Origin of the sequence: Neobacillus drentensis (assembly GCF_036965245.1) — a bacterium.
Classification (GTDB): domain Bacteria; phylum Bacillota; class Bacilli; order Bacillales; family Cytobacillaceae; genus Neobacillus; species Neobacillus drentensis_G.
Map to the genome: position 1 here is coordinate 64357 of NZ_JBALPG010000009.1, position 24428 is coordinate 88784.

The window sequence follows — 24428 nt, forward strand, 5'->3', positions numbered from 1 at the left end:
ACTGCCAATAGGACAGTACTTCTTGAAAAAATTTTTTAAAAAATATCAAACTGAAAAGAAGAACGCTTCGTTTACTACAATGAAAAGCAAAAATACGATTAAGGAGTGTAAATAATGAAACGTTGTTCTTTGAAAAAAATGAAATGGAGAAGTGTTTTGGCGGCAGTTCTAGTATTTCTTTACATGCTTCCAGCTACGATTTTTGCCTCTGGTCATGAAAATAACCAAGAGAAGCCTGAAACTGGTTTTGACACCCACATTACGAATAATTCGCTGGCAGTAAGTCCAGATGAAAAGACCGGGGTTGTCTCAGATAGCCGTGAACACATCATCCTCGTGTTCGACCTTGTAAAAGGCACTTTGAAAAAAAAGATCGAGGGCTTTGTCACACCAAGGAATATCGTGTTCATTGGGGGTGGGGCACAGTTTGTCGTCTCGGACAGTACGCTGGGTTCCTTACGATTTTATGATACAAAAACACTAAAACTGAAAGATGAGATAGTGGTTGGGCAAGGAGCATTTGGAACAGCGGTCAGCCCTGATGGACGTACGATGTACGTTAACAACCAGGCTCAGAGTTCAGTAACGGTTGTCGATCTTGAAAAACGCAAGCCTGTTTCCGTTATCACCGGGTTTTCTCAGCCGCGTCAAGGGATAGTCGTCTCACACGATGGAAAATTTGTATTTGTTACAAATTTTAAAGGTGACAAGGTATCCGTAATTGATACGGCTGCTAATAGTATCGTTCGTGAGATAAACGGATTTTCTATGATTCGCGCGATATCTGTAAGTGCTGATGGAAGTACGTTGTATGCAGCAAACAGCGGCCGTGACAGTATTTCTGTGGTAGACCTCGCTCGGGGTGAAATCGTTGATGAAATAAAAGTTGGACGCGAGCCATATGGGGCAGCATTGTCGCCAGATGGAAAGCTCCTATTGGCCAGCAACAAAGCAGACAACACAATCAACGTTATCAACGTTTCAGACACCCGTATTACCGGGACGATTAAAGGATTTTTGGAGCCGCGCCAAGCAATCGTCTTCAGTCAGGATGGGGCCCGTGCTTATGTACTTAATCGTGATCTGTCCATTTCCCAAGTTGATGTGAACAGCGGCACGATCATAGATACGATAAGTGAGAACCGTTCCTACAAGCTTCAGGTATTAAAATCCGCTGAAGTTGGAAAATATCTAGCGGACCAGGAAGGAATGACGCTTTACTATTTTACAAAGGATACACCGGGCATCAGCAATTGTTCAGGAAAATGTCTTGAGATTTGGCCGCCGTTCTATGCAGAAAATATAAAGGCTTCGGAAGGGTTTCATAAAAAAGATTTTGGAACGATTACGAGGGAAGATGGGCAGAAGCAAACAACCTATAAAGGGTATCCTCTTTATTACTTTATCAAAGATCAACAGCCAGGCGATATAAAAGGACAAGGCGTAAACAATATCTGGTATATTATTAACAAACATTTTATGGAAAAAAGTGAATAATGTAATCAAGGGGAAATTTATCTGAGCCAGGCACTACGCCTGGCTTTTTATTATTTTGGAGGGGGTGAAGAGGTGAGAGATATCCATCATTGTGGGCAGCTCTTTCTTTTGTGTTAGCATTGCTTGTATCTTCACAACCCTTTATCATTATACAAATGAAAAAAATGGTAGTAAACTATAGGAGAATGACTTAGCTTTTTACAAAAATATACTTAAAGAAGTGTCCATTCCTGTCATAGCGGAAGGAAATATTATGAACCCTTATATGCTGAAAAGAGCTTTTGAAATTATGGTGTAAGTTTTCTAAGTATTTACTCATCCTTATCTGATAGATAAATATTTCAAACTATAAAGCATGTGGGCGGTTCTATTGCTTCAAAGAGGGCCTGACAACAGTCTTGTTGTCCAACTTTGACTTAGCATTTCTAATTACAGAATGGACAGGATACCGTTTGAAGTAGCGGTATCCTATTTCTGCAAGGTTTTCTATTTAAGTAAACGATCCAAAAGGAGATTATTATGATGTTTAAAAAATTATTTGGTCTAAATTCAACAAAAAAACAAGAAACTCTTTTATCCCCGGTAACTGGCCGGTTAGTCCCAATTGAAGAAGTGCCGGATCCAACGTTTGCTGAAAAGATGTTAGGTGATGGAATTGCCATCATACCATCAGAAGGGGTGGTCGTTGCTCCTATTGATGGTGAAGTTATCTCCATTTTTCCAACTAAACATGCCATAGGGCTCAAATCCAAACAAGGGCTGGAAATCCTGATACATATTGGTCTTGATACGGTCAATATGCAAGGGGAGGGATTTGAAACGTTTGTTAAGGTTGGGGACAAAGTATCAGCCGGAACAAAGCTCATCAGCTTCTCTATTGAATTGATCCAACAAAAGGCTGCCGATATCATTACCCCTGTGGTTATAACGAATTTCGAGGTAGTGAAGGAACTGAACCGCGCAAACTTTTCAGAAGTGAAAAGCGGGGAAACAGAAATTATTCAGGTGGAACTCAATTAAATTCATTGAAATTTAATTTAACCAAAGCTAAAACAATTGCAGTGTTATTTTATCTTATCATTCTTAAACTCTCGAGAAGAATGGGGACAGTTTTGTTGCTTCAGAGCGGTGTCTGTAAACAATAGTAAGCTCGTTTTGAAATGGCTTTTAATTATATACAAAGCAAGTTACAAATGAAATCAAAAAAGCTGATTAAAGATAAATTAATCAGCTTTTTATATTCCTTAGTTTAATTCTAATTGTGCTTTTAATTCATTTTGTACTCTTTGTTTTTCTTCTGGTGAAACCAATCCATAGTAGATTTTATCTATTTTTGTTCCTTGTTCTTGTATTTCCATTTGCTGGATATTTTTACCTGCTTCTTTATAATTTTTTTGTATGTCCATCAGTTGATCAAACGTTAGATTGGTTTTTACATTTTTTCCAAGTGCTGCAAATATTTCAGAGAAATTAGTCATGCTTGAAACACTTAATCCTTCTTGAATGACTCCTTCTATGATTTGTCGCTGTCTTGTTTGGCGGCCAAAATCTCCCCTTGGATCTTCGTAGCGCATTCTAGTATAGCTTAATGCTTGTTCGCCATTGAGATTCAATTCTCCCTTAGTAAAATGGAATCCATCTTGGGTAAAGTCTAAATCATTGTTGACCTTTATACCTCCTACAGCATCAACGATATCCTTAAATCCTTCCATGTTTACCTGCATATAATAATCAATAGGAATATCAAGGAAATTTTCAACTGTATCCATTGACATTGGGACTCCACCAAAAGCATACGCGTGGTTTATCTTATCTTCTTTCCCTTTCCCTATTATTTCAGTACGGGTGTCACGTGGAATGCTGAGCATTTTTACTGAATTGTTGTTTGGATTAACGGCCAATACGATAATTGTGTCAGAACGACCTTTGTCTCCTTGTCGTTCATCCACACCTAACATTAAGACTGAAAATGGATCCTTTTCTTTGAATGTTACTGGTTCTTGACGTTTTTCCGATTTTTCCCGTTTAATTGGTTGGTGCATCGTTTCGACAGCATTTTTAAAAGAATTATATACTGTGTAGGCATAAGCGCCACCGGCAATTAGCAAAACCAAAAGGATAATTCCAGTTATTTTAAGCCATTTTCCTTTGCGTTTTCCTTTTTCAGACCTCATTTTTACAAATCCTCCAAATAAAATTATATATTTCTAATTAATAGAATAACAAAAAAGTGGTAAAGAGGATATTAATAAATTGTTGAATTTTGGATATATATTCAATTGTAATGCAACCAGAAAGAAAATAGTGAATAGAGACAGTCTCAAAATGGGTGTCACTATTCGTATGCTGTGACCGTAGGTAAGACCGCCTTATCCCAGTGAACCCCCTGCCAACCGCCAATTGGACAGAAAATTGTATTTGGTGGAATTAATTTGTTTTTACTCCAATATTCGACAAAATATGCTAATATCAAAGAGTATTAATCTCCATTTTTACCTCATCAAGGGGGACAGATTAAATGTTAAATGCAGCAACAAAGGTTTATAGAGAAATACCGTTTAAAACCTGGATAATAATAGTAGTATTCTATTTGTTCCCTCCCTTAATTAATTACATTGATATCCGAGATCAATATTTTCATAATGTTCCATGGTTTTTTTATCTAATTCCAACATTATTAATTGCTAATAAAAAAGGAACAAAGTATGGAGGAATAGCCACAGGTGCATCTTCATTATTGTTTCTTGTCATCGAAACGCTCGAGCCAAGTGGTATCAGCAGGCATGAAATGATCATTTTTTTTGAATTGACAACAATCAATTTACTCGTCTCCATTCTTGTTGGTCTTCTTTTTAAAAACTACCTACAAAAACAAAGGGAATTATCGCTAACAAAAAATTTGCTAGAAAGTGTGTTTCACCATCTTGATATTGGGATTTGGTCTATTAATAAAAGTAAAAGTAAAAGTTTACTCCTATCAAGAGGAATTGAGAAAATTTATGGGTTATCCCGTAAAACGGATTTACAGAATAATCATTTTTGGAAAAAGTCCATCCACCCGGAGGATTTGGCCATCGCTGAAGAAATTGATAGGAAGTGGGAAAGTCAAGAGGACTATGAATATGAATACCGGATCATAAGACCAAATGGAGAGATTCGCTGGATACGTGACAGTGGCTTGCCTGTTTTTAATCAGCACGGCGAGCATGAAAGATACGACGGTACAAATGTGGATATCACCAGACAAAAAGAACTAGAAATTTTTCTGAAAGAATCAGAAGAAAGATACAAACATTTGGTGGAGAACTCTATTGTAGGTGTATTTATGATTCAAGAGAAACAATTGGTCTATGTAAACCAGTGGCTTGCTAAAACACTTGGCTTAACGCAAGAAGAATTACGGGGAACAAGTTTGTTAGATTACTTTAAAAAAGCGGATCGGGTACGAGTCGGTAATCATTTTCAGAAATTAATAGAGGAGAAAGAATCGTCTTTTGTCGATCAGATCCAAACAGTGGATGCAGTGGAAGCCGCTGCATACCTTGAGATTCAAGCTGCGTTAACCAAAATAAATGGATCTTCGGCCATTATTGGAATTGCGTTAGATGTATCTGATAAAAAGAAGGCAAAAGATGAATTAGAATACTTGGCCTATCACGATACGCTAACAGGACTCCCTAATAAACATTATTTAATGAATGAACTGGCGAAAAAGTTTTATCATTCAAAAAGTCTCGGCCTACAGGTTTATATCTTATATCTCAATCTCGATCGGTTTAAATTAATCAATGATTCCTTTGGCCATAGATCAGGTGATCAATTAATTCAGTTGGTTTCAAATAGATTACTAGATTCTATTACGAATGGGATGGCAATTCGCGCCGAAGGGGACGATTTTATCATCTATTTACCAGACGCGAATGAGAATCTTGCTTTGGAAATGGCTCGCTCTTTATTGAATGCCCTTTCAGAGCCTTTTTATCTAATAAACCAGGAGATTCAAGTCACAGCCAGTATTGGGATTGCCACATTTGAAGAGGATGATGATTTGGAAGAGCTTGTTCAAAAGTCAGGTTCAGCGCTGCATTTTGCAAAAGATTTTGGCGGGAATCAATATCAGCTGTATTCTTCTGAAATTGGCCAGCAAGTGAATAGGAAACTTCAACTGGAACAGCGTTTACGAAAAGCGCTGGAGCAAAACAATCTTGAAGTGGTTTATCAACCGAAATTACATGTATCAACAAATCGAATTTCTGGGATGGAAGCCCTCCTTAGGTGGAAAGATCCTATTCTTGGAGTAGTATCGCCTTCGGAATTTATCCCAATTGCTGAAGAAACAGGGATGATTATTTCCATTGGGAAATGGGTTCTGGAAACGGCATGCCGGCAAAATCGAGAATGGGAAAAAAGTGGGTATCCTCCTATCCTTGTCTGTGTAAATATATCCAGCAAGCAATTTTTGCAGGATGATTTTGTCAAAATGATTGAGCAGGTATTAAAGGAATCTGATTTATCTCCTGAGTATTTAAATTTAGAAATTACAGAAAGGATTGCCTTATTTTGTATTGATGATGCGATCGAAAAATTGCGGCAATTAAAGCAACTAGGTGTTAGTATTTCTTTGGATGATTTTGGCACCGGCTATTCGTCTATGAGCTACTTAAAGTTGTTGCCAATTGATTTCTTAAAAATAGACCGTTCTTTTACGAATGGTATTATTGAAGATAAACAAGATTTGGCAATTATTGATTCTATCATTTCATTGTCCCATTCCTTAGGGATGAGTGTGGTCGCAGAAGGAGTAGAAGCTGAAAATCAGCTGAAAGTCTTATCGGACCTGGGTTGCGATGAAATTCAAGGATATTATTATGCAAAGCCGTTGCCTGTTCCTGAGTTTAAACAATTTTTAGATAAAACAATGGTGGGCATTTGCACCCAGATCAACAACGGATAAAATCGCTTGTTCAAAGGGCAAAGAACAAAATGAGTTAAGTATAAAGTGTGAATCGTTTCGGGGAATGACTAAAATGATCTTGGGGCTGTGTATGGTAGTGACAGACGATTAAGACAAAAGGATAGAATTATTTGATAACAAAGGGTAATATTATACCTAACACAAAAGGCTGAATTTCTAAGTTGTTAATGCTAACACTTTGAAATTCAGCCTTTCTTTTATTCCTGTGTATTGTTTTGTGAATAATCTCCAGCTTCAGCGCTTAGGTGCTCGTAATAATTTACTTTACGCCCATCCGCGGATCTACATAATCCGGATAGTCAGTGATGATGGCGTCTACTTTCATATCAATTAAAAACTGTGCAGCTTCACGGCTTCTTACAGTCCAGGATGATATCTTCATTCCGTGTGCGTGAACTTTATCGACCAATTCTTTTGTAACAATCCCATAACTTGGGTTAAAGTAATCTGCGTATGTGGCAAATTCCTTCAATGCTTGATCTGTTGTGTGAGTAGTGGAGGAAGTAAGGACACCCATTGGAACCTTTGGAAGAAGGTCATTCATTTTTTTCACGGTGTCAAAGTTGAACGATTGGATGATGATTTTATTATTTTGCGGTTTATCAAGATTCCGTGTCTTCAACTGTTGGGCTACCTCTTCTTCTATCCCGGGATAAAGCTCTGGTGCCTTCATCTCTATTAAGATACCAATTTTCCCATGATATCTATCCAGCACTTCTTCGAATGAAGGGATTTTTTCACCAGCAAATTGTTCCCCTTTAAAACTTCCGGCATCAAGGCTTCGCAGCTGTTCAAATGTTAGATCCTTTACACGCCCAGTACCGTCTGTTGTTCTGTCCACTGTTGTATCGTGAATAATCACTAATTTCCCGTCCTTACTGCGCTGAACGTCAATCTCGATGTAGTCAGCCTTCATGTCGAGTGCTTTGTCAAAGGCTGCAATGGTGTTTTCTGGAGCATATCCTGATGCTCCCCGATGGGCGACATTATCAAATTTCCTTAATTCTCCGGTCGTTTCTGCCGCAAAAGCCTGTTGGAAAGGACTAAGCAATAGTGTTAGTGCGAAGCCGGCTCCAAGTAATGTTTTCTTCATTTCTCCATCTCCCTTGTCAAATAGTTTCGAACAAGGTTAGTTTATAAAAGAATTATTAAGCTAGTTTATCGTTCTTGTTTAGCTAGAGTTATAATATTCTAAAGAAAAAAACGTATTTTTTCCTAGTTTTGTTTACATTTGGAATTGGACTAATTCCCTATATTGCCATTTTCAAATTTTTTATAAAAATATCCACAAATCTCCGGCATCGTTCAAGGTCTTGCGTTTGTAGGGTGATTTCAATCTTAAGCGTGACTGCTAAACGGCTGTGAACATAGAGCATATCCCGAAACGCATCAACTGCTCCGCAAAACTTGGGATAAAAACTATCTCCTGTGCCGACTACTCCGGTCACAACGTGATTGACATCCTGGATTTCGAAAGCGCGATACAGAACGAGCATTTCTTTCGGAATTTCTCCATCTCCCCATGTATAGGTTCCAATAATGATGGCATCAAATGTGGTGATCTCATGTATAGGGAAATGATCCATCCGAAACAGATGTACCTCTATTTTTTTCTGTAAAAATAAGTCCTTTATGAAATGGACCAGTTCTTCTGTATTCCCCGTTTTTGAGGTATACACAATTGCAAGATTCATAGTTCATCGAAACCGTTCGATTGGGTTACCTTCGCATAGGCACGCGACTTTTGTTCAAAGAAATCCGATTTGGTTCCATTCAGCATTTCATCGCTAAAAACATGAATCCATGGCATCGGATTGGTTCGGTCTTCATAAAGATTCTTTAAACCAAGCTGGCGCAATCGTTTATTTGCCAGATACTCCGTATATCCATCGTACTCGTCCAAATCAATACCTGTTATATCTCTGAGTATGAAAGCGGCCCATTCTTTTTCCAGTTCGACGGCTTGTCCGATTGTTTTATAGACATACTCGATATTTTCTTGATGATTTAATTCGGGATTTTCTGTTAACAGAATCCGAATAAACTGGGCGATGAAGTAAGCGTGCTGCATTTCATCCCGCTGGATATAGCTGATCATCGTGCTTGTTTTGAGCATTTTTTGTTGACGGGCAAGATGATAGAAAAAGGCAAATCCCGCATAAAAATAAATCCCCTCGAGATTAATAGAGTTCACCGCTAATTGAAATAAATGCTGCGGTGTGGGATTTTCGCGAAAGCTTTCATAAGCCTGCAAGATCAGATGGTTTCGTTTTTGAACGATGGGATCACTTTTCGCCTGATTGAACCGGGCATTCTGTTCGCTTAAAGGGACAAGCGAGCTTAGGATATAAGAATAAGATTCATTATGAACCGCTTCCTGCTGGGCAATAACGGCAAAAATCGCCTTAAAGCTGGAATCAGTCACGTAATCCATTACTTGCGTCATCGTTGGTGTTTGCAGGCTATCGAGAGAGGCCAACTGGGTATTAATTCGTAAAAATACATCCTTCTCATTCGCACTGAGCAGGTCCCATTGTTTAATATCATCCTGCATATTAATTTCTTGTGCCTTCCAAAAATTTGACAATAATGTTTGATACAAATCGTACATCTGCGGGTAGGCGATATCATTCCAATTCAGCAGGCCAGAAGACTCGCCGTTGATGATTCCTGTTGATTTATTAGGAAACTCCGGGTTTAGTAATTTTATTTTTGATAATGGTGCATGAATATCCATCTTAGTCTCTCCTTTAGCTTTGGCACGCTTCGCGTTCTGCTAGTTCTTTTATGTTGCAAGTGTAAAAAGCGATTAACTTTGGCACGCTTCACATTCTGCTATTTCTGCTTGGGATGTGCTCCTTACGTAATACGTCGTTTTTAACCTATGCCTCCAGGCTTCCAAATGCAGGTTCAATAAATCTTTTGCTTTAATATCATGGCGAACATAAAGGTTAAAGCTAATCCCTTGGTCAATGTGGCGCTGACGGGCTGCATTTTGTTTAATGCTCCAAACCTGATCCAATTCATGTCTCGCTCGGCGATAATAGTTATAAGTTCGATGATTCAAGTCTGGTGCGGTTACTTTGAATTTGAAATTTTTCTTCTCTTCGGCATATTCAACAGAATAAATCGGGTCAATCCCATCTGTGGAGCCGCCGATTTTTGCCGTAGATGAGTTAGGAGCAACAGCCATTAACCAGCCGTTTCGGATACCATGTGCTGCAATCTCCGTTTTTAATGTTTTCCACCGATCAGATTGATAATTTTTTCGGTTAAAATACATGCCAGTTTGCCACTCGGAGCCTTGAAATTGGCGGTACGCTCCTTTTTCGATGGCCATCTCCTTGGAGGTACGGATGGTATAGTAAGCAATGTCCTCATACAACTGGTCGGCCAATTCTACAGCTTCATCTGACTCCCAGTGAATGCCTTTAAGGGCGAGAAGATGGTGCCATCCGAATGTTCCCAGACCGATGGCTCTGAACTTTTGATTGGTTACCTGGGCTTGACCTACCGAGATGGTATTTAAATCGATCACGTTATCCAACATCCTTACTTGGATGCGAATCAATCGCTCTAGAACATTGGCAGGGACCGCATTTGCCAGATTAATAGAAGACAGGTTACAAACCACGAAATCACCGGGTTTGCGAACGATGACAATGTTCCCATCTTCATCCTGATATTCGTTCACAATCGTTGTCGCGGACATATTTTGCGCGATTTCCGTGCATAAGTTGCTGCAATAAATCGAGGTGCGGCCCGCTCCTGCTAGATGCTTATTAGGATTTTGCCTGTTCACTTCGTCACGGTAAAACATATAAGGGGTACCCGTTTCTAACTGGGACACCATGATTCGCGCCATTACATCCATTGCTCGGTATGTTTTCCTCGGTAGAAGCGGATGGTTTACGGCTTCTTCGTATTTTTTTGAAAAATAAAGATGATCGGTTTCATCATAAAAATCCTCGAGTCCGAGCGGATTTCCGTGTTCATCCTTCCAGCCCATATATTGTTTTACTTGGTGTGGGCAAAACGTGTGCCACTTGCCAATACTTCTGCCGCTCTCGTCGGTTTCTTGCAATTTTTTCATAAAAAGATCGGGTATGGTCACACCGGTAAAAATATCATGTGCTTTGCGGCGTTCATCGCCATTATTTGTTTTCAAATCAAGAAAGCCGTTCATGATATCTTTATGGAACACATCTAAATACACAGCAATGGCGCCTTGTCGCTGCCCTAACTGATCGACACTAACGGCTGTATCATTGACTAGTTTAATCCACGGAACAACCCCCGAAGAGTTCCCTTTAAATTTTTTTATATCGGAGCCCAGTGCGCGGACTTTTCCAAAATAGATGCCAATTCCGCCGCCATCTTTACTTAATCTTGCGATATCCCAATTGTTTAAATAAATGCCGTCAAGAGAATCGTCAACGGTATCGATAAAACACGAAGAAAGCTGGCCAAAGCTTTTACCCGCATTCGCTAATGTCGGAGTGGCAACCGTCATGTAGAGATGACTTAGTGCCCAATAAGCTTCTTTCACAAGGTGCAATCGTTTTGAGGGACACTCATTCTGCATGATGGTCATCGCAATGATCATAAAGCGCTCTTGCGGCAGTTCATACACATTTCGCTCATGATCTTGGGCAAGATAGCGATCCGCTAGTAAAAATAAACCGATGTAAGTAAATAAGGAATCTCGCTCCGGGTCGATCTCTTTTGCTAATTCATCGATTTCGTCTTTTGTATAGATGTTTACTAGATTACTAGAATAAATGCCGATTTCGGTTAATTGTTTAATTAGGTCGAAAAAATCTCCGTACTTTAACGAACGGTTATATCCCCGGTTATTGGCCGCCTTTCGATATAATTCATTCAAATAAAGATGAGCAGCGACAAAGGTCCAATCGGGCTGGTCCATTGCAATCTGATTGACGGCATAAAATAGCGCTTGCTGGTTGGCCTCTGCCTCATCTAAATCTCTAAGTTGTTTTTCTAACATCGTAGTATCCAACTGATATTTCGCCGAAGCTTGTCTGATAGAATCTATTACTAAATGAAATTCATCTTTTACTTTTGTGGTCATGTTCTTATTCCTCCTGCAAAAAAATATTGTTTTCCTTCCTTGACTAATGGTACTCTGAAGCTCTTTTTGTGTCTGTAGCTCGTTTTTTTGGGGTAGACGGTAACAATTCCCCCATTTTTGTGCCCGTGAACTTGCTTTTTTGGGGTAGACGGTAACAATTCCCCCATTTTTGTGCCCGAGAGCTCGTTCTTTTCAGGCAGACGGTCACAATTAATCCTTTATTGTGCCCGAGAGCTCGTTCTTTTCAGGCAGACGGTCACAATTAATCCTTTATTGTGACCGTGAACTCGGTTTTTTCAAGTAGACGGTCACAATCAGGCCCCCTTATTCCCGGATACTCGGCTTCTTCCGGATTAAGGTCACTATTAACACCCTAAACAACAAAAAATCCGCTCGGGATAACCGAGCGGATGAAACGGATCACTAAGCAAAAGGAAAAATAAGACTTCATGCCCTTTGCTGCCACCGTTCATCTCCTCAATCCCCGAAGAAGTGAAACTACTTAAGAAAGACAGGTCTCCTGACTTATGCGTCATTCTACTTTGAGCCCTTCCCGTATAAGCGCCTATTTTCATAAACATTCTCATACAGTGGCTTGCTCATTTCGTCAGCATTTACAGTTGCGGGGGCAGTTCCGGATTTACACCAGATTCCCTATTAAGCCGATCACGGCATCTTTACCTAAAGCAAATACAATATATAGTTGTACTTTTAAAAAACAAAACAATATGTAGATAAGAAACTAAAATCAATCATAGTATAAATAGTTTACTATTTCAAGTATTTTTAATGAGGGCAGACTTAACTCAGCAGTTATTGGTGACTGTAATTAGAGTAAGAGGTCTTAACCGGTAGCAAACAAGTTATGTAAAATTGTTTAAGAGGATAATATGATGGAAACTCATTCTAATTATGGTAATATAAACAAAAACATGGTGGTAAAAGTACAGGAGGTTAGTATTATAAAGTTCCTTTTACACTTTTTTGGAGGGTGCGTATGTACACATATGATTCGTTTGTAACAAATGGTTCCTTTACCTTATTAAGACCCATTTTCATTTCATTAATCATTATTTCATTATTTCTTTCTTTTCTAATTATCTTTCCTAAAACTAAACAAAAATTAATTAATGGGTTTACTGTTATTAGTTTATCGTTAGTCTTCACAATAGTCTCTGTACAAGTAATTTATTATGATTCCATTATAGTTGATGAAATTGGCCTTGGAGGAGATGGAGTTAGTACAATAATGTGTTTAGCAATTATAGCTTTAAGCTTGTTGAATCCGATTATCTATTTCGGTATTAATAATCGCAAGGAGAAGATTAGTACCAAGTGCCAGGCACCATCTAAGTAATTGGAAATAAAAATAAGAAAGGACTTGATTGGTTAGAATAAAGAGTGAAAGGGGTATGAATATGGAGTTTACAATTAACTGGAAAGAGAAAATGGCATTTTCAGGAGTTACTCCCTCAGGGCATGAATTTATAATGGACGCAGCTACAGAAGACGGGGGAGGGAATTCAGGCGCCAGGCCTACTGAACTGCTTCTTCAGGCTGTTGCTGGTTGTACAGGAATGGATATTATCTCGATATTGCATAAAATGCGTCTACAGCCTTCTGCCTTCCAAATGGATATAAAAGGCGAACGTGCCGAAGACCATCCCAAGAGATTCACTACTATTTCCATACATTATTCATTTGAAGGTGAATTGCCAGAAGATAAGGTCATACGAGCTATACAGTTGTCCAAAGATAAATATTGTTCAGTCGCCCATTCCTTAAATTCAGAAATAACCGTAAGTTACTCCATAAATGGTACTAAAGGAAAACAAGATATATAAGTTTGAAAGAAGTAACAGCCTCTATAGCAAAAGGGTAGTTACTTCTTTTTTGTTCATATTTGACCACCGAACGTTCTATGTCAATTACGACCCCCGTATAATGTTGTTTTCTGTATCTTGAATAACAGAACATTAACTCAGAAGCTAGTTTTGTCTTTTGTAAAAATTTACACAATTCATATAAATTAATATAATAGAAAGATACTAGTATATATTACCTGTGATTTTCATCCTCTTAAAGCGCGCTTGCTATGTTAATAGGCTATATGGAGGGAAATATTGCAGTTTAGTTTATGTCTTGATTAATAAAGTCAAGGAGTTTTTCTATGAATATAGATATTGAAGTCGTTTTATATCAGGTAGTCGCTGTTCTCTTGCCTATCTCCGTCTACCATTTATTTTTTTATGAAAAAGACAGCCAGCGAAGAAAGCCTCATTCTAAACTTTCCATCATTTTGATTTTTATCCTAGTTCTTACCATGTCATTACCAGTGGAATTTTCCGACGAGTATGTGTATGATTTTAGAATTGTGCCTTTTATTATTGCTTTTGTGTATGGGGGGACAGTGCCAGGGTTATTAGCAGCAGTGGTTGTGTTAGGGTACCGATATCTCATTGGCGGGGATGGCTTTTATGTCGTTTTAGTTAATTATTCCGTCACTTGTGCGGTTTTCATTTTAATGCGCAATCAATATGAATCATTTAAAAAGAAAAATAAGCTGATGTTTGTTAGCTTGGTGTTTTGGGTTAACACGATTATCGTGATCCTTACTCTATTTACAAAAAATCAAATAGAGCAAATTCCCTTCATGTTTGCTTTTTATTTCATCACCTGGATTTGCTTAATGATGGTTGTATTTATAATGGAAAATGTTAATCAGCAAATAGAAATGCGTGAGAAATTACAAAAAGATGAACGGTTAAATGTAATTAGTCAGCTTGCCGCTTCTGTTGCCCATGAAGTGAGAAATCCTTTAACATCTGTCCGCGGTTTTTTACAGTTAATTCATGATGACGAAGATTTAAAAAGTGCACAGAAGCATTATATTGATATTGCTTTAGCGGAGCTAGATCATGCCCAATCGATTATTAATGATTACCTATCCTTAGCTAAACCGAATACGGAAGGTTTGACAACCGTCAATATTTCCGACGAGGTTAGGAAGACAGTTGCACTCATGACCTCTTATTCCAATATCCAAAACATTGCCATCCAAATGAATATTCAAGATTCCCTTTATATAAAAGGAAATAAAAGTGAAATTAAACAGGTTTTAGTCAATATTATTAAAAATGGCATTGAAGCGATGGGGACAGGCGGTGATCTACATGTTGATACATTTGAGAAGGATGGGGAAATCATTATCAAAATTACTGACAACGGTAAAGGAATGACTAAGAGCCAGCTTGACAAATTAGGGACGCCATTTTATACGACAAAAGAAAAAGGAACAGGTGTTGGACTTACGATCTCGTTTCAACTACTTCAAGCAATGAAAGGGTCGATTTCGGTAGAAAGCCATATAGGAAAGGGAACCACTTTTACCATTAGATTTCCGTGCGTGACACACACCGAAGTTGTTGAATAAAACTTCTGTAAGTGTCACTTCCCAAATAAACTTATTTAACATGGCTATTCAATAAAAAAATGCCAGTTCCCACCCATTGGATGGACCTGGCACTTTTTTATTTTCTACTTTTGATCTTCATAATAATCTTCATTTTTAACAGTAAATTGATCTATGGTTTTTCCGTCAGATGTAATGGTGGTGATAGTGATTTGATCTTTGTCAACTTTGGCTTGTAAGGAAACGGCGATGTTTTCCATGTTGACGAAATCAAATTTTTCATCTGCCACAGCGTCATAGTGTTTTTTACCTGTTGTACCGGTAACCACATATACCGTTCCGTTCGGATCTTCTTTCCCATCTTTTAGCTTTTTCGTTCTGCCGTATGAATGATCATGGCCGGAGAACACGACATCTATCCCTAATTCATCAACGACCGGCGGAAGTTTTTGTTTCATGATTTCATTCCCGCCGAACGGATTTGTGTAATAAGGAGGTTTGTGTGTCACAAGGATTTTCCAAGGTTTGTCGGAATTGTTAACATCCTGTTTCAGCCACTCCAACTGCTTGTTCAGTATCTCGTTATTATCTGTGTAGCCTAATACGCTAATGTGCATGTTATTGTAATCAACCGAATATGTCCCGCCTATGTCTGACTCAGGTCCATTTTCAGGGGAGTTAAAGATGGCTTTTGCCAGTTGCCCATTTGGATCTCCCATGTATTCATGATTTCCAAGCGTCGAAACAAGATCGGTTGAACGAATGTTGCTGTATTGGCTCATGACTTTTAATACGTCATCCCATTGTTTAAATTTTGACGATTCATCGATAAGATCACCTACATGGATCATAAACGATAAGTCTTTTTTATCGAGATCCCCTAGTATTTTCGTAAAGTCACTTAAATCAGATGGCGATTGCGTATCACCCAAAACGGCAAATTCAAAGCTTTGCTTTCTGCTTAATGTCGTAAACTCTAGGAGCTCTGACCAGTTCTCTCCATCTCCAACACGGTAAACATAGGTTGTACCTTGTTGTAAATTCTTCAATGTTACTTCATTTGCGCGGACGATTCCATTTTTCATAGGATCTTGCTCACCAGAGAATACTTGGTTACTGGATGATCCGGTGATTGTTTCAAGTGACTGCTCACCTTTTTTGTCAAAATCCTTTTTTCGTGCAAATTGAATCGCGGTTTTTTCTTTAGCTAAAGGGCTCGACATCCATGTGAAACCTTTTTCTTTATAAGGGTCACCTGTTGGAGTAGAAATAATGTTTTTTATTTCAGTCGCAGCTGCAAGAGGCGGATAGGTCTGTGTGTTCACTTTAAATGAGTACTTCCCATCCTTGACAGCAAATAAATCGATTTTCTTCACTTCATTTGTGATGGTATCCACACGAAGGGTACCTTTTTCATCTGTTTTTCCTAGGAGAACGGGTTCTTTACTGTCATCTATGACGGCGAAAATTTCCACGTTACCCATTAATTCATTATTGGTATTTTTTACAGTCATAACAGCTGGCTTTCCAATTAAAATAGGCTCTACCGTTAGCTCAAAAGCACCTTTTACTTCGTAGCTGGCTGGATTTATTGAATACGTTGAAACGAAGTTTTCTTCTTTTGGCGTCGTGTATCTTAAGCTAGCTTCTATCATTTCATAAGTAACTTTGCTGCCTTCTTTTGTCGATGCAGGGATTCGAATCTGAATCGTTGCAGCATCATCGGCTGCTGTTGTTTCGCCGCTATTCACTAGATTCAATGTTAGAACTCCAGTAGTAGCATCATAGCTTGAGGTACTTGTGTTAAACCCATTAGAAAAAATAACATTTTCCACTGGGAAGTTTTTATCCATTTGCAGTTTAATAGAAGAGCCTAAGATCTCAGATGGATTAGCAGCCTTCACTACTAGGTCAACTACATCTCCCAGTAAGGCTTGCTCTTGTTTTTTGACTATTTCAATCTTTGCTGAACCAGTGTTCACTGTAAAATAGACCGATTTAATAGCTTGGTTTCCAAATTTATCAGGGACCATAAGGGTTACCTGATGTGTTCCATCCGCCCATTTAAATCCACTTAATGAGACAGACCCATCCATATCAAATGAAAAATGGCCTTCGGATTTGGAGTAGTCTTTGCCATCTACTAAAATTCTAATTTTTTCCCAATCAATTCCCGTTTTAAAAGGATCGTCTTCATATTCACTCACGTTCGCTTTCAGATTGACCGCATTTGTCTTGAAATCTTTCCCTTCCACGTTAATCGATTGAATCACCGGTGGATATAAGTCATCCACTTTTTCGCCATATACGGCTCTAATATTATCAATATAGATGTTGCCTTTTGTCATAGGTCCGGTGATTCCTGATTTCGTGGACATTAATCTTATTGCTTGTGTTCCGGAAATTTTGAACGGACCTGTAAAGGAAGCTGGTATTTCTGCCTCGATGTATTTCCAGCCTGTCCAATTAATCCCTGGTTTTTCCTGATTAAGATTAATCGTTTGAGTTTTGCCGTTACCGTCGACAATATTCATTCTCAGCCAATAACCTTGTGCTTCCGGAGTTGCGTAGATCCACATTCCAATGCTTGAGGGATTATCCGGTATGGCGATGTTCGATCCAGGACCTGCATAGGCTCCTAGAGTGGTTCCGGTTTGGGCACTAGTAAAATCAAAATCCAGTTTTAAGGATTGATTGCCAAATCTTACTGGTGCGGGATAGGTGGATAAACCTAGTGACGCTTTTTCACCGCGGCCGACAACGGATGGTTTCCATCCTTCAAGCCCTGATTCAAAATCAAATAAAACTTCAGGCAGCCTGCCAACAGAAACTTTTGTTTGTGCTGTAAGACTTGTGCCTTTCAAGCGAGCCGTGATATTCCCTGATACCGTTTTGTCTCCTGTGTGGAGGACTCCAGATTCAGCAATGGTCCCCATTCCTTCAGGGATGTCAAACTCGATATCTTGAGTGTTCCAGTGTACATTTCTCTTTTGAAACTTTGTTATTAAGTTTAAATGGGTTTCACTGTTTTTAGCTGCGGTTATCTCCGCTCCAGTAAAAAACATCTCATCAGGCTGAGCAATTTCGATGATACTTTTTCCAACCTCATTTCCCTGATAGTTCAAGATGATTTCGAACTGACCGGTTTTCCCATTTGATAAAAACTTTCCGTTTCCATCGATGGTGCCGAAGGATGAATCTGACAATGACCAAGTTAGACCGGAAGCTGGCAATGCAGCTGAAGCCATGGATTTGTCTCTTCCTTTGGCAGTGAAGACAATCGTTGAACCTGGGGTAAAGGATTGGTCATATGGTTCGATATGAGCCGAATCAAATTGATGATCAGATGGTTCTTTTGAGACAATCAACCAAGAGTTGGCTACACTTCTTTCTGAACGGTCAGAAGGTTGATTGTCTACCTCAAGGTTATCGCCGCCTAGTTCGCGGGTTGTGAAGGTAGATGACCCGCCGCCATCAAGGTTAAGTGCATCAACTGCCCCTAAATCTATCATTAATTGAGCTAAATCAGGCATGGATATCCCACTTGAATAAGGCTCTTGTCTTCCATCCACAACGACAAAAAATACATCACCGTCTGCTTTAATCCCAACTGCTGTTCGGGGCTCTTTATCTGCTCCAGTTTGTGGAGTTTGATAGATTTGTCCATTTTTTACGAGGATGGCATTTCCACCCAGCGCTTCTTGCAATTGATCTTTCATTCCCTCATATACAGTTGCGTCACCAATGACGGCTTCGCCGGATTTTTTGATTCCGAAAAATTTTTGTGATGCTGAATACTGAGCTTTCACTGCTTGTCCATCTTTGTACACAACTCCGAGAGGTTCACCTGTGGCCATATTGTAAAAATCGGCATTCACAGCCGCCACTACTTGATGATTGGCGCTACTTGCTGCATTGGCTTGCTGTCTAACGGGCTGCAGGCCAAATGCTGTCCCATCATTCGGTGTACCTGCTTCAATAGATACACTAGGATTATGTACATCAACGTCCACTACGAAACTCTCAATCTTTTTCCCGTCTTTTCCTTCAAAGCTGTAGTGCTTTTCCAATACACCCGGGGCAAGACTAGCCTGAAATTCATTAATGGGTGTTTGAATTAAGGGTGAGTTTAAATCGAAACTGCCCAAAGCTGATGTAAGACTTGGAGATATAATACTGCTTGCTAAAGCAAATGACAGGGTGATCGGTAAGATCCTTTTTTTCCAATTTCTCCTCATATGTACCTCCCAAAAATTTAGTAGCATCGACAAATTGTAAGCCAATATTCCAATTAACGACGTCAATTTCATATTATTGAAAGAATATTAATCTTTCATTGATTTTATGTAAAGAATTTTCAGAATTAAATAGGATGAATGTCATAGGGAAAAGAAAGGTGCATTACAGAAAGATTAGATGGTCATTCCCCGCTCACTAGATTTTTGAAAAGTAGATATAGAAAGGTTCTTTAAAAAAGAGCTGCACAAGTTTAGCTCGACAATTTTTCAAAAATAGGCCTTTATGTAGAAATATGGAACCAAGGGCAGGAGAGTATCATATTTTTCTAGAATAAAAGAATTACCTAATCAAACATTGAGGTGGAATAGGGTGGATAAATGTAAGGATGATGTGGTTTGTGGAAAAGTAATAGCAGTAAGTTTAAGTGATCAGCATACATTTAGTAAAGAAAATTACAACTGTATTAAGCTGGTGGAAGGATTTGGGGTTGAAGGTGATGCCCATTTCGGTGCGACTGTTAAGCATCGCTCAAGAGTGGCACAGAACCCTAATCAACCTAATTTACGACAAGTCCATCTCATTCATTCTGAATTATTCGATGAGTTAAGAGACCGCTATGATCTTAAACCTGGACAAATGGGTGAAAATATTACAACTTTTGGGATTAATCTTTTGGAACTGCCTACTGACGCCATTTTGTATATTGGTGAAAAAGCAAAGATAAAAGTAACGGGATTACGGAATCCCTGTGCCCAAATAGATAATTTTAGGCCTGGTCTTATGAAAGCTGTTCTAGATAGAGATAAGGAGGGGAACCTAATCCGAAAAGCAGGAATCATGGGAATTGTTTTAGAAAGTGGGGAGGTAAGGCCTGGTGATTCCATTCGGATCCAATTACCGCCTATGCCCTTTAAAAAACTAGAACGCGTTTAAATTAATTTTTTTCACTAACGGGGCAATGATTAAATACCAAGGTTTACTCAATAAATATAAGTTACATCCGCATTCAATATGATGAGTGTGCATTAGATGAAGGGGAGGAAAATGACCATGATCAAACCTAGATACTCAAAAATACTAGGAGCGTTCTTAGGCACTTTAACAATCATTGCCGCCTCAGGCTTTGGACTTCTGTTTCTCATTGGAATGGGGTTACAGCAAACATTTTCTTCAGAAATGGATCATGCCTCAACTGATCAATCTATTTATCTAAATCTGATTATCATTGTCATGCTTATTATTTCTGGTTTCATTACCGCGATCGCCCCTTTTACTCTAAAAAAAACGGCTGGGAATTCTATCTTCGTTGGATACTGTTTTATCCTCGGATTCATTGCTCTTGTTGTCTTTTTTATTTCAATAGGAGCATTGGGCAGCGCCTTTGAATATGTCATTTTAGCTATTGGAATTGTTTATTTTTTGTTAGGTTATTTAGTCATAAAAGAAAACAATCTTTTCAGCCGGCGGAAAAAAGTTTAATAAACTATAGGGTATGAAAAATGAAAACAAGGCCTCTTTGAGAAAGGCCTTGTTTTCATTTTGTGAAATTACATCCGAGTGTGAACTTTTTCGCCTTGTACCCAGACTTCACGTATGTTTTCCGGCCGAATAAGGTACATGATTTTTTGGAAAATATCCTGTAAATCTTCATTTGCATCATATAGGGGCAGTTTAGCCGTCTCAATTGTCGTATCGATAATTTGGACATCCCACGCATAATTTTCAGCTATGCGGCCGATTGGTAAGCTTACACTTTCACCACCGCCGGCAGTTGCGAAATAGAACGCTTCATTAATGGTGATGCGGGAATTTGGCACACCGCGCTCTTCTGCAGGAAGGGCTGTATTCACACCATCCTCTAACATTCTCGATGACATCACAGCTTGTCTGACATTATCGAAAAGGCTGGGTGAAAAACCGCCAGAAATGTCGGACCCTAAACCAATCTCAACGCCTTTTGCATGCAAATGAGCGATGGGAATGACGCTATTGGCAAAATAGGCATTTGAGATGGGGCAATGGCAAACGGCAGTACCCGTTTCAGCAAATAACTCTGCGTCATAATCATCTAAGAAATTACAATGCGCCATGACAGACTTATCACGTAATAGACCAAAATCATGTAATGCAAACGCATCATTTTTATTGAAACGATCTTGCACATACCCATGCTCCCAATCACTTTCGCTGCAGTGCGATTGGACATAAGTATCATGCTTAGCTGCTAACTCCCCTAAACCTCTTAACGCATCGTCGGTACAGCTTGGAATGAAGCGCGGTGTCACAACTGGGTAAACGCCCTGTTTCGTCCTCATAGCTAATTCTTTGACTGCTAAAATAAATTCCTCCGTATCCGCTAATGCTGTTTGCGTATCAGCATCACGATAATAGTCGGGGGTTTGTTCAGGATTATCCATCACCACTTTGCCCACTAATCCCCTCTGCCCTTTTTCGGCACATATTTCGGCGAGCAATAAACTTGCTTCTTTATGAACCGTTGCAAAATAAAGCGCTGTTGTTGTTCCGTTCGCGAGCAGGGTGCTTACGACATCTTGGTAGACATTTTTCGCAAAATTTAGATCCGAAAATTTAGACTCAATTGGGAAGGTATACGTGTTTAACCAATCATAGAGCGGGATATCTAATGCCGTTCCAGCTTGAGCCCACTGCGGCGCATGAACATGCAAATCGACAAAGCCGGGTAAGAAATACTGACCTTCAGCTAAACGATGAAAGTTTTCTCCACCTTGATAAGCATCCAGTAAAGGTTGATAGTCGGCATCTTCTGGGGCAACGATTTTTTCAATCATTCCGTTCGCATTTATACAGAATAGATGCTCTTTTAAAATTTGTATTTCTTTTGGTGACTTGCTCGAAAAAGCAGTCCCTTGGAAAATTCGCGTATATTTTTTCATGAATGTCACCCTAATGTTCGTATTTTGGATAGTATACCTGATATTATAGGGAATTTAATATGTTAAGTCTATTTAGACAAATTGTCTCAAATAAGTATCCTGGAGTAAGTGTTTCAAAGCTAAAAAAAAGACCATTCCCTAAATAGATAACGGTCTTTAACCTACCTTTTGTACCTCAGATTCATGAACTAATTCTATATGAAATTTGTTGTCTTTCTCCCTAATTTCCCAATATCCGGAAGTATACTTATAAATGACTGTATAAAGCTTTCCATCGTATAGCACTTCTTCTAATTCCATTTCCAATTTCATACCACCCTATCAACTATTAAAATGAGTGATATTATGTATATTCATTAACTAGCTTTTTATTCCGAATACCGATGCTAGTCACGATCCGAAATTTATCTAAGAAGTACCAAGAAAACGGGCAATAAGAATCATTGGATAGTAGGTGAAAAGAATCGTTTTTTGCGAGTGATGGAGAACACGGTCAAAAATTGTTTAATTGGCTCGAATGCTGTCCATGAAAGTGACGATGAGACGAAAGGGGGTGAGATGTTGCACTTCCGCCATTTTCTTATACCAGCTCTTATGGTTGGAGCAGCCCTGTTTGTACCGGGCAATGCCTTCGCTGAGAAGAATGAGCTTAATGGACAACCAAATTCCCAAAAGGAAATGGTACAAGCGAATAATCCTTCAGAAAGAACTGACAATACAGCTCCACAGGCTAACGTTCCGGTAAAGGCTGAGAACACAGCTGTTGAGTCTAATGGTCAAGGAAAAATCGAGAACGCAAATCCAAGTGGAAAACCTGTGACAGTAGCTGAACCTGCTAGAAAAAATCAGAGTGGAGTAAATCAGCCGGCTTCCAATGGTGCTCCTAAACCAGCAGTTTCCCAAAAGCCTCCTGCTGCAACCCCGAAAGCTTTGCCAGACCAGGCAAAAGGGAACGGATACGGTCTGTCTGCTTTAGACAAGGCAGAGAAAACCGGTAAGGCCCCTGGCCAGGAAAAAAATAATGCTGCACAGGAAAACATAAGAGGGGTAGAAAAGAATAAACCAACTACTCACGATATGGCTGAACATAACGCTGATATTACTGTAAAAGATAAAAGCAAATCGACGAGATTGGTTCCAAGATTCGAACCTAAAGGGGAGGGTTTAAACCCCAAAAAGGTAGAGCGAATCGAACCACAGTTGCCGGTGCCTTTAGAAAAGGGCAATGTCCCTGACAGTAAGAATGGGGTTCCAAACGTCGATCTGGCCATTAACCCAACTCAACGGTCAAACAGTACAGGCAGCCAATCAAATGAACGAGTCAGTACGGGGTTAAGCACCATTAGCTTGTTAGATAAGTGGTTTGAATGGAATAAGTACTATGAAATTAAGCTTGTCCAACCTTACCTTTCTCGTTATGCATTAATAAATACTCAATGGGTGAATGCTCCACCCTCACCACCACCACAGGAAGCTCCTTTTTTTAAAACCGTTAACCGCAGCTAATTGCCACGGAACACGAAAATAAAAGGAGCGAATATTAAAATGAAACATTATTTAAACCCTAATAAAGTTGTAAAATCTTTTGTATTAGCCGGAGCAGTGTCTTTTGGAGTTTTTGCAGGAGCACATTTTACTGAAGCTGCTGGTCCTGATAAGGTAAAAGCAGAGCACTCCGTTCAGGTAAAAGCAGAAAATACGGTAAAGGCTAATGTGAAAGAGCAGAATGTACCGTCTTCAAAACCTGTAGTTCCTGTAAAACCAGCGGCACCTGCAGTTAAGGAACAGCCGAAAGCTGAAAAAGTGAACAAGTCTCAAGCGAGTGTGCATGCCAGTGAAACGGCAAAAATGCATGCTGCGCCAAACTCAGCCGTTCAAGGCAAGGGTGAAAAAGCTGAAAAGAAGGTAACGGAGGAAGCTCCGGTTCAAGAACCTGCAGCGGAAGAGGCAGTAACTGAGGCAACTCCTGTTCAAGAACCTGCAGTGGATGCGGTTGACGTTACAAAAGAGGAAACAACTACGTCAACGGAAGTTGATTCCGATGATGCTGTTAAAGTTGAAGATGAAGAGGCAGTTAAAGAAGATGAAAAAACGACAGTTGTTGATTCTGATTCAGCAATAAAAACTGAGGATAAAGAAGATGATGACCGTGATTCTGATTCTAAGAATTTCGTTACTGATCATAATGCTGTAGTGAATCCTAAAGATGATGAAGATTCAGAGTCAACAGAAGAAGATACAGACTCAGACAATGACGCAAAGGTAAATCCTTCTGCAGGTAATAAAATAAAATCTCAA

Annotated in this window: 17 protein-coding genes, 1 pseudogene and 1 riboswitch; of the genes and pseudogenes, 10 read left to right on the forward strand and 8 right to left on the reverse strand. The window is 39.2% G+C overall.

The genetic code is table 11. The features are described from left to right. Positions 1-114 precede the first annotated feature (114 nt). Both V7150_RS02535 and V7150_RS02540 read left to right on the forward strand, forming a co-directional pair. Complete coding sequence (locus V7150_RS02535; RefSeq protein WP_335513317.1) at positions 115-1497, forward strand: beta-propeller fold lactonase family protein; 1383 nt, start codon at positions 115-117, stop codon at positions 1495-1497. A gap of 522 nt (positions 1498-2019) precedes the next feature. After that, complete coding sequence (locus V7150_RS02540; RefSeq protein WP_335513319.1) at positions 2020-2517, forward strand: PTS sugar transporter subunit IIA; 498 nt, start codon at positions 2020-2022, stop codon at positions 2515-2517. Positions 2518-2741: 224 nt separating this feature from the next. Here V7150_RS02540 and tagU read toward each other — a convergent pair whose 3' ends face one another. Beyond that, positions 2742-3671, reverse strand: a complete 930-nt coding sequence (gene tagU, locus V7150_RS02545; protein WP_335513321.1) for a polyisoprenyl-teichoic acid--peptidoglycan teichoic acid transferase TagU — start codon at positions 3669-3671, stop codon at positions 2742-2744. A gap of 344 nt (positions 3672-4015) precedes the next feature. Between tagU and V7150_RS02550 the strand changes: the two genes are divergently transcribed. Continuing rightward, positions 4016-6451 (forward strand): putative bifunctional diguanylate cyclase/phosphodiesterase, encoded by a 2436-nt coding sequence (locus V7150_RS02550; protein WP_335513323.1) that lies wholly within the window; start codon positions 4016-4018, stop codon positions 6449-6451. Positions 6452-6731: 280 nt separating this feature from the next. On the opposite strand, the gene V7150_RS02555 is transcribed toward V7150_RS02550, so the two are convergent. The 4 genes from V7150_RS02555 to V7150_RS02570 form a co-directional block, all read right to left on the reverse strand. Next, a complete protein-coding gene (locus tag V7150_RS02555) occupies positions 6732-7565 on the reverse strand; it encodes a glycerophosphodiester phosphodiesterase (protein ID WP_335513324.1) in 834 nt (277 codons plus the stop codon). A gap of 157 nt (positions 7566-7722) precedes the next feature. Next, positions 7723-8166, reverse strand: a complete 444-nt coding sequence (locus V7150_RS02560) for a flavodoxin domain-containing protein (RefSeq protein WP_335513326.1) — start codon at positions 8164-8166, stop codon at positions 7723-7725. After that, positions 8163-9209, reverse strand: a complete 1047-nt coding sequence (locus tag V7150_RS02565) for a ribonucleotide-diphosphate reductase subunit beta (RefSeq protein ID WP_335513328.1) — start codon at positions 9207-9209, stop codon at positions 8163-8165. Before V7150_RS02565 ends, V7150_RS02560 begins: the two co-directional genes overlap by 4 nt. 72 nt (positions 9210-9281) lie before the next feature. Continuing rightward, positions 9282-11591 (reverse strand): ribonucleoside-diphosphate reductase subunit alpha, encoded by a 2310-nt coding sequence (locus tag V7150_RS02570; protein ID WP_335513349.1) that lies wholly within the window; start codon positions 11589-11591, stop codon positions 9282-9284. Between the two features lie 467 nt (positions 11592-12058). Beyond that, a riboswitch (cobalamin riboswitch) is annotated at positions 12059-12258 on the reverse strand. A 303-nt stretch (positions 12259-12561) separates the two neighbouring features. Between V7150_RS02570 and V7150_RS02575 the strand changes: the two genes are divergently transcribed. The 3 genes from V7150_RS02575 to V7150_RS02585 all read left to right on the forward strand — a co-directional run bounded on the left by V7150_RS02575 (position 12562) and on the right by V7150_RS02585 (position 14997). Continuing rightward, positions 12562-12921 carry a hypothetical protein gene (locus V7150_RS02575; RefSeq protein WP_335513330.1) on the forward strand — a complete coding sequence of 120 codons (360 nt, stop codon included), beginning with the start codon at positions 12562-12564 and terminating at the stop codon, positions 12919-12921. Between the two features lie 61 nt (positions 12922-12982). Beyond that, positions 12983-13408: an OsmC family protein gene (locus V7150_RS02580; RefSeq protein ID WP_335513331.1), complete on the forward strand. Its 426-nt coding sequence runs from the start codon at positions 12983-12985 to the stop codon at positions 13406-13408. A gap of 326 nt (positions 13409-13734) precedes the next feature. Next, positions 13735-14997, forward strand: coding sequence for an ATP-binding protein (locus tag V7150_RS02585; protein ID WP_335513333.1), 1263 nt, complete (start codon positions 13735-13737; stop codon positions 14995-14997). 104 nt (positions 14998-15101) lie between these two features. Here the strand turns inward: V7150_RS02585 and V7150_RS02590 are convergent, their stop codons facing one another. Continuing rightward, positions 15102-19214 (reverse strand): phosphodiester glycosidase family protein, encoded by a 4113-nt coding sequence (locus tag V7150_RS02590; RefSeq protein WP_335513334.1) that lies wholly within the window; start codon positions 19212-19214, stop codon positions 15102-15104. Positions 19215-19584: 370 nt separating this feature from the next. Between V7150_RS02590 and V7150_RS02595 the strand changes: the two genes are divergently transcribed. Both V7150_RS02595 and V7150_RS02600 read left to right on the forward strand, forming a co-directional pair. Then, a complete protein-coding gene (locus V7150_RS02595) occupies positions 19585-20148 on the forward strand; it encodes an MOSC domain-containing protein (protein WP_335513336.1) in 564 nt (187 codons plus the stop codon). Positions 20149-20265: 117 nt separating this feature from the next. Continuing rightward, positions 20266-20694, forward strand: coding sequence for a hypothetical protein (locus V7150_RS02600; protein WP_335513338.1), 429 nt, complete (start codon positions 20266-20268; stop codon positions 20692-20694). Positions 20695-20762: 68 nt separating this feature from the next. On the opposite strand, the gene guaD is transcribed toward V7150_RS02600, so the two are convergent. Both guaD and V7150_RS02610 read right to left on the reverse strand, forming a co-directional pair. Beyond that, positions 20763-22130 (reverse strand): guanine deaminase, encoded by a 1368-nt coding sequence (guaD, locus tag V7150_RS02605; RefSeq protein ID WP_335513340.1) that lies wholly within the window; start codon positions 22128-22130, stop codon positions 20763-20765. A gap of 156 nt (positions 22131-22286) precedes the next feature. Continuing rightward, entirely contained in the window at positions 22287-22436 is a 150-nt protein-coding gene (locus tag V7150_RS02610) for a hypothetical protein (protein WP_335513342.1), read from the reverse strand. A gap of 174 nt (positions 22437-22610) precedes the next feature. On the opposite strand from V7150_RS02610, the gene V7150_RS02615 reads away from it, so the two are divergent. Both V7150_RS02615 and V7150_RS02620 read left to right on the forward strand, forming a co-directional pair. Beyond that, positions 22611-23636, forward strand: a complete 1026-nt coding sequence (locus V7150_RS02615; protein WP_335513344.1) for a hypothetical protein — start codon at positions 22611-22613, stop codon at positions 23634-23636. Positions 23637-23675: 39 nt separating this feature from the next. After that, a pseudogene (locus V7150_RS02620) lies at positions 23676-24428 on the forward strand (hypothetical protein); the annotation flags it as partial.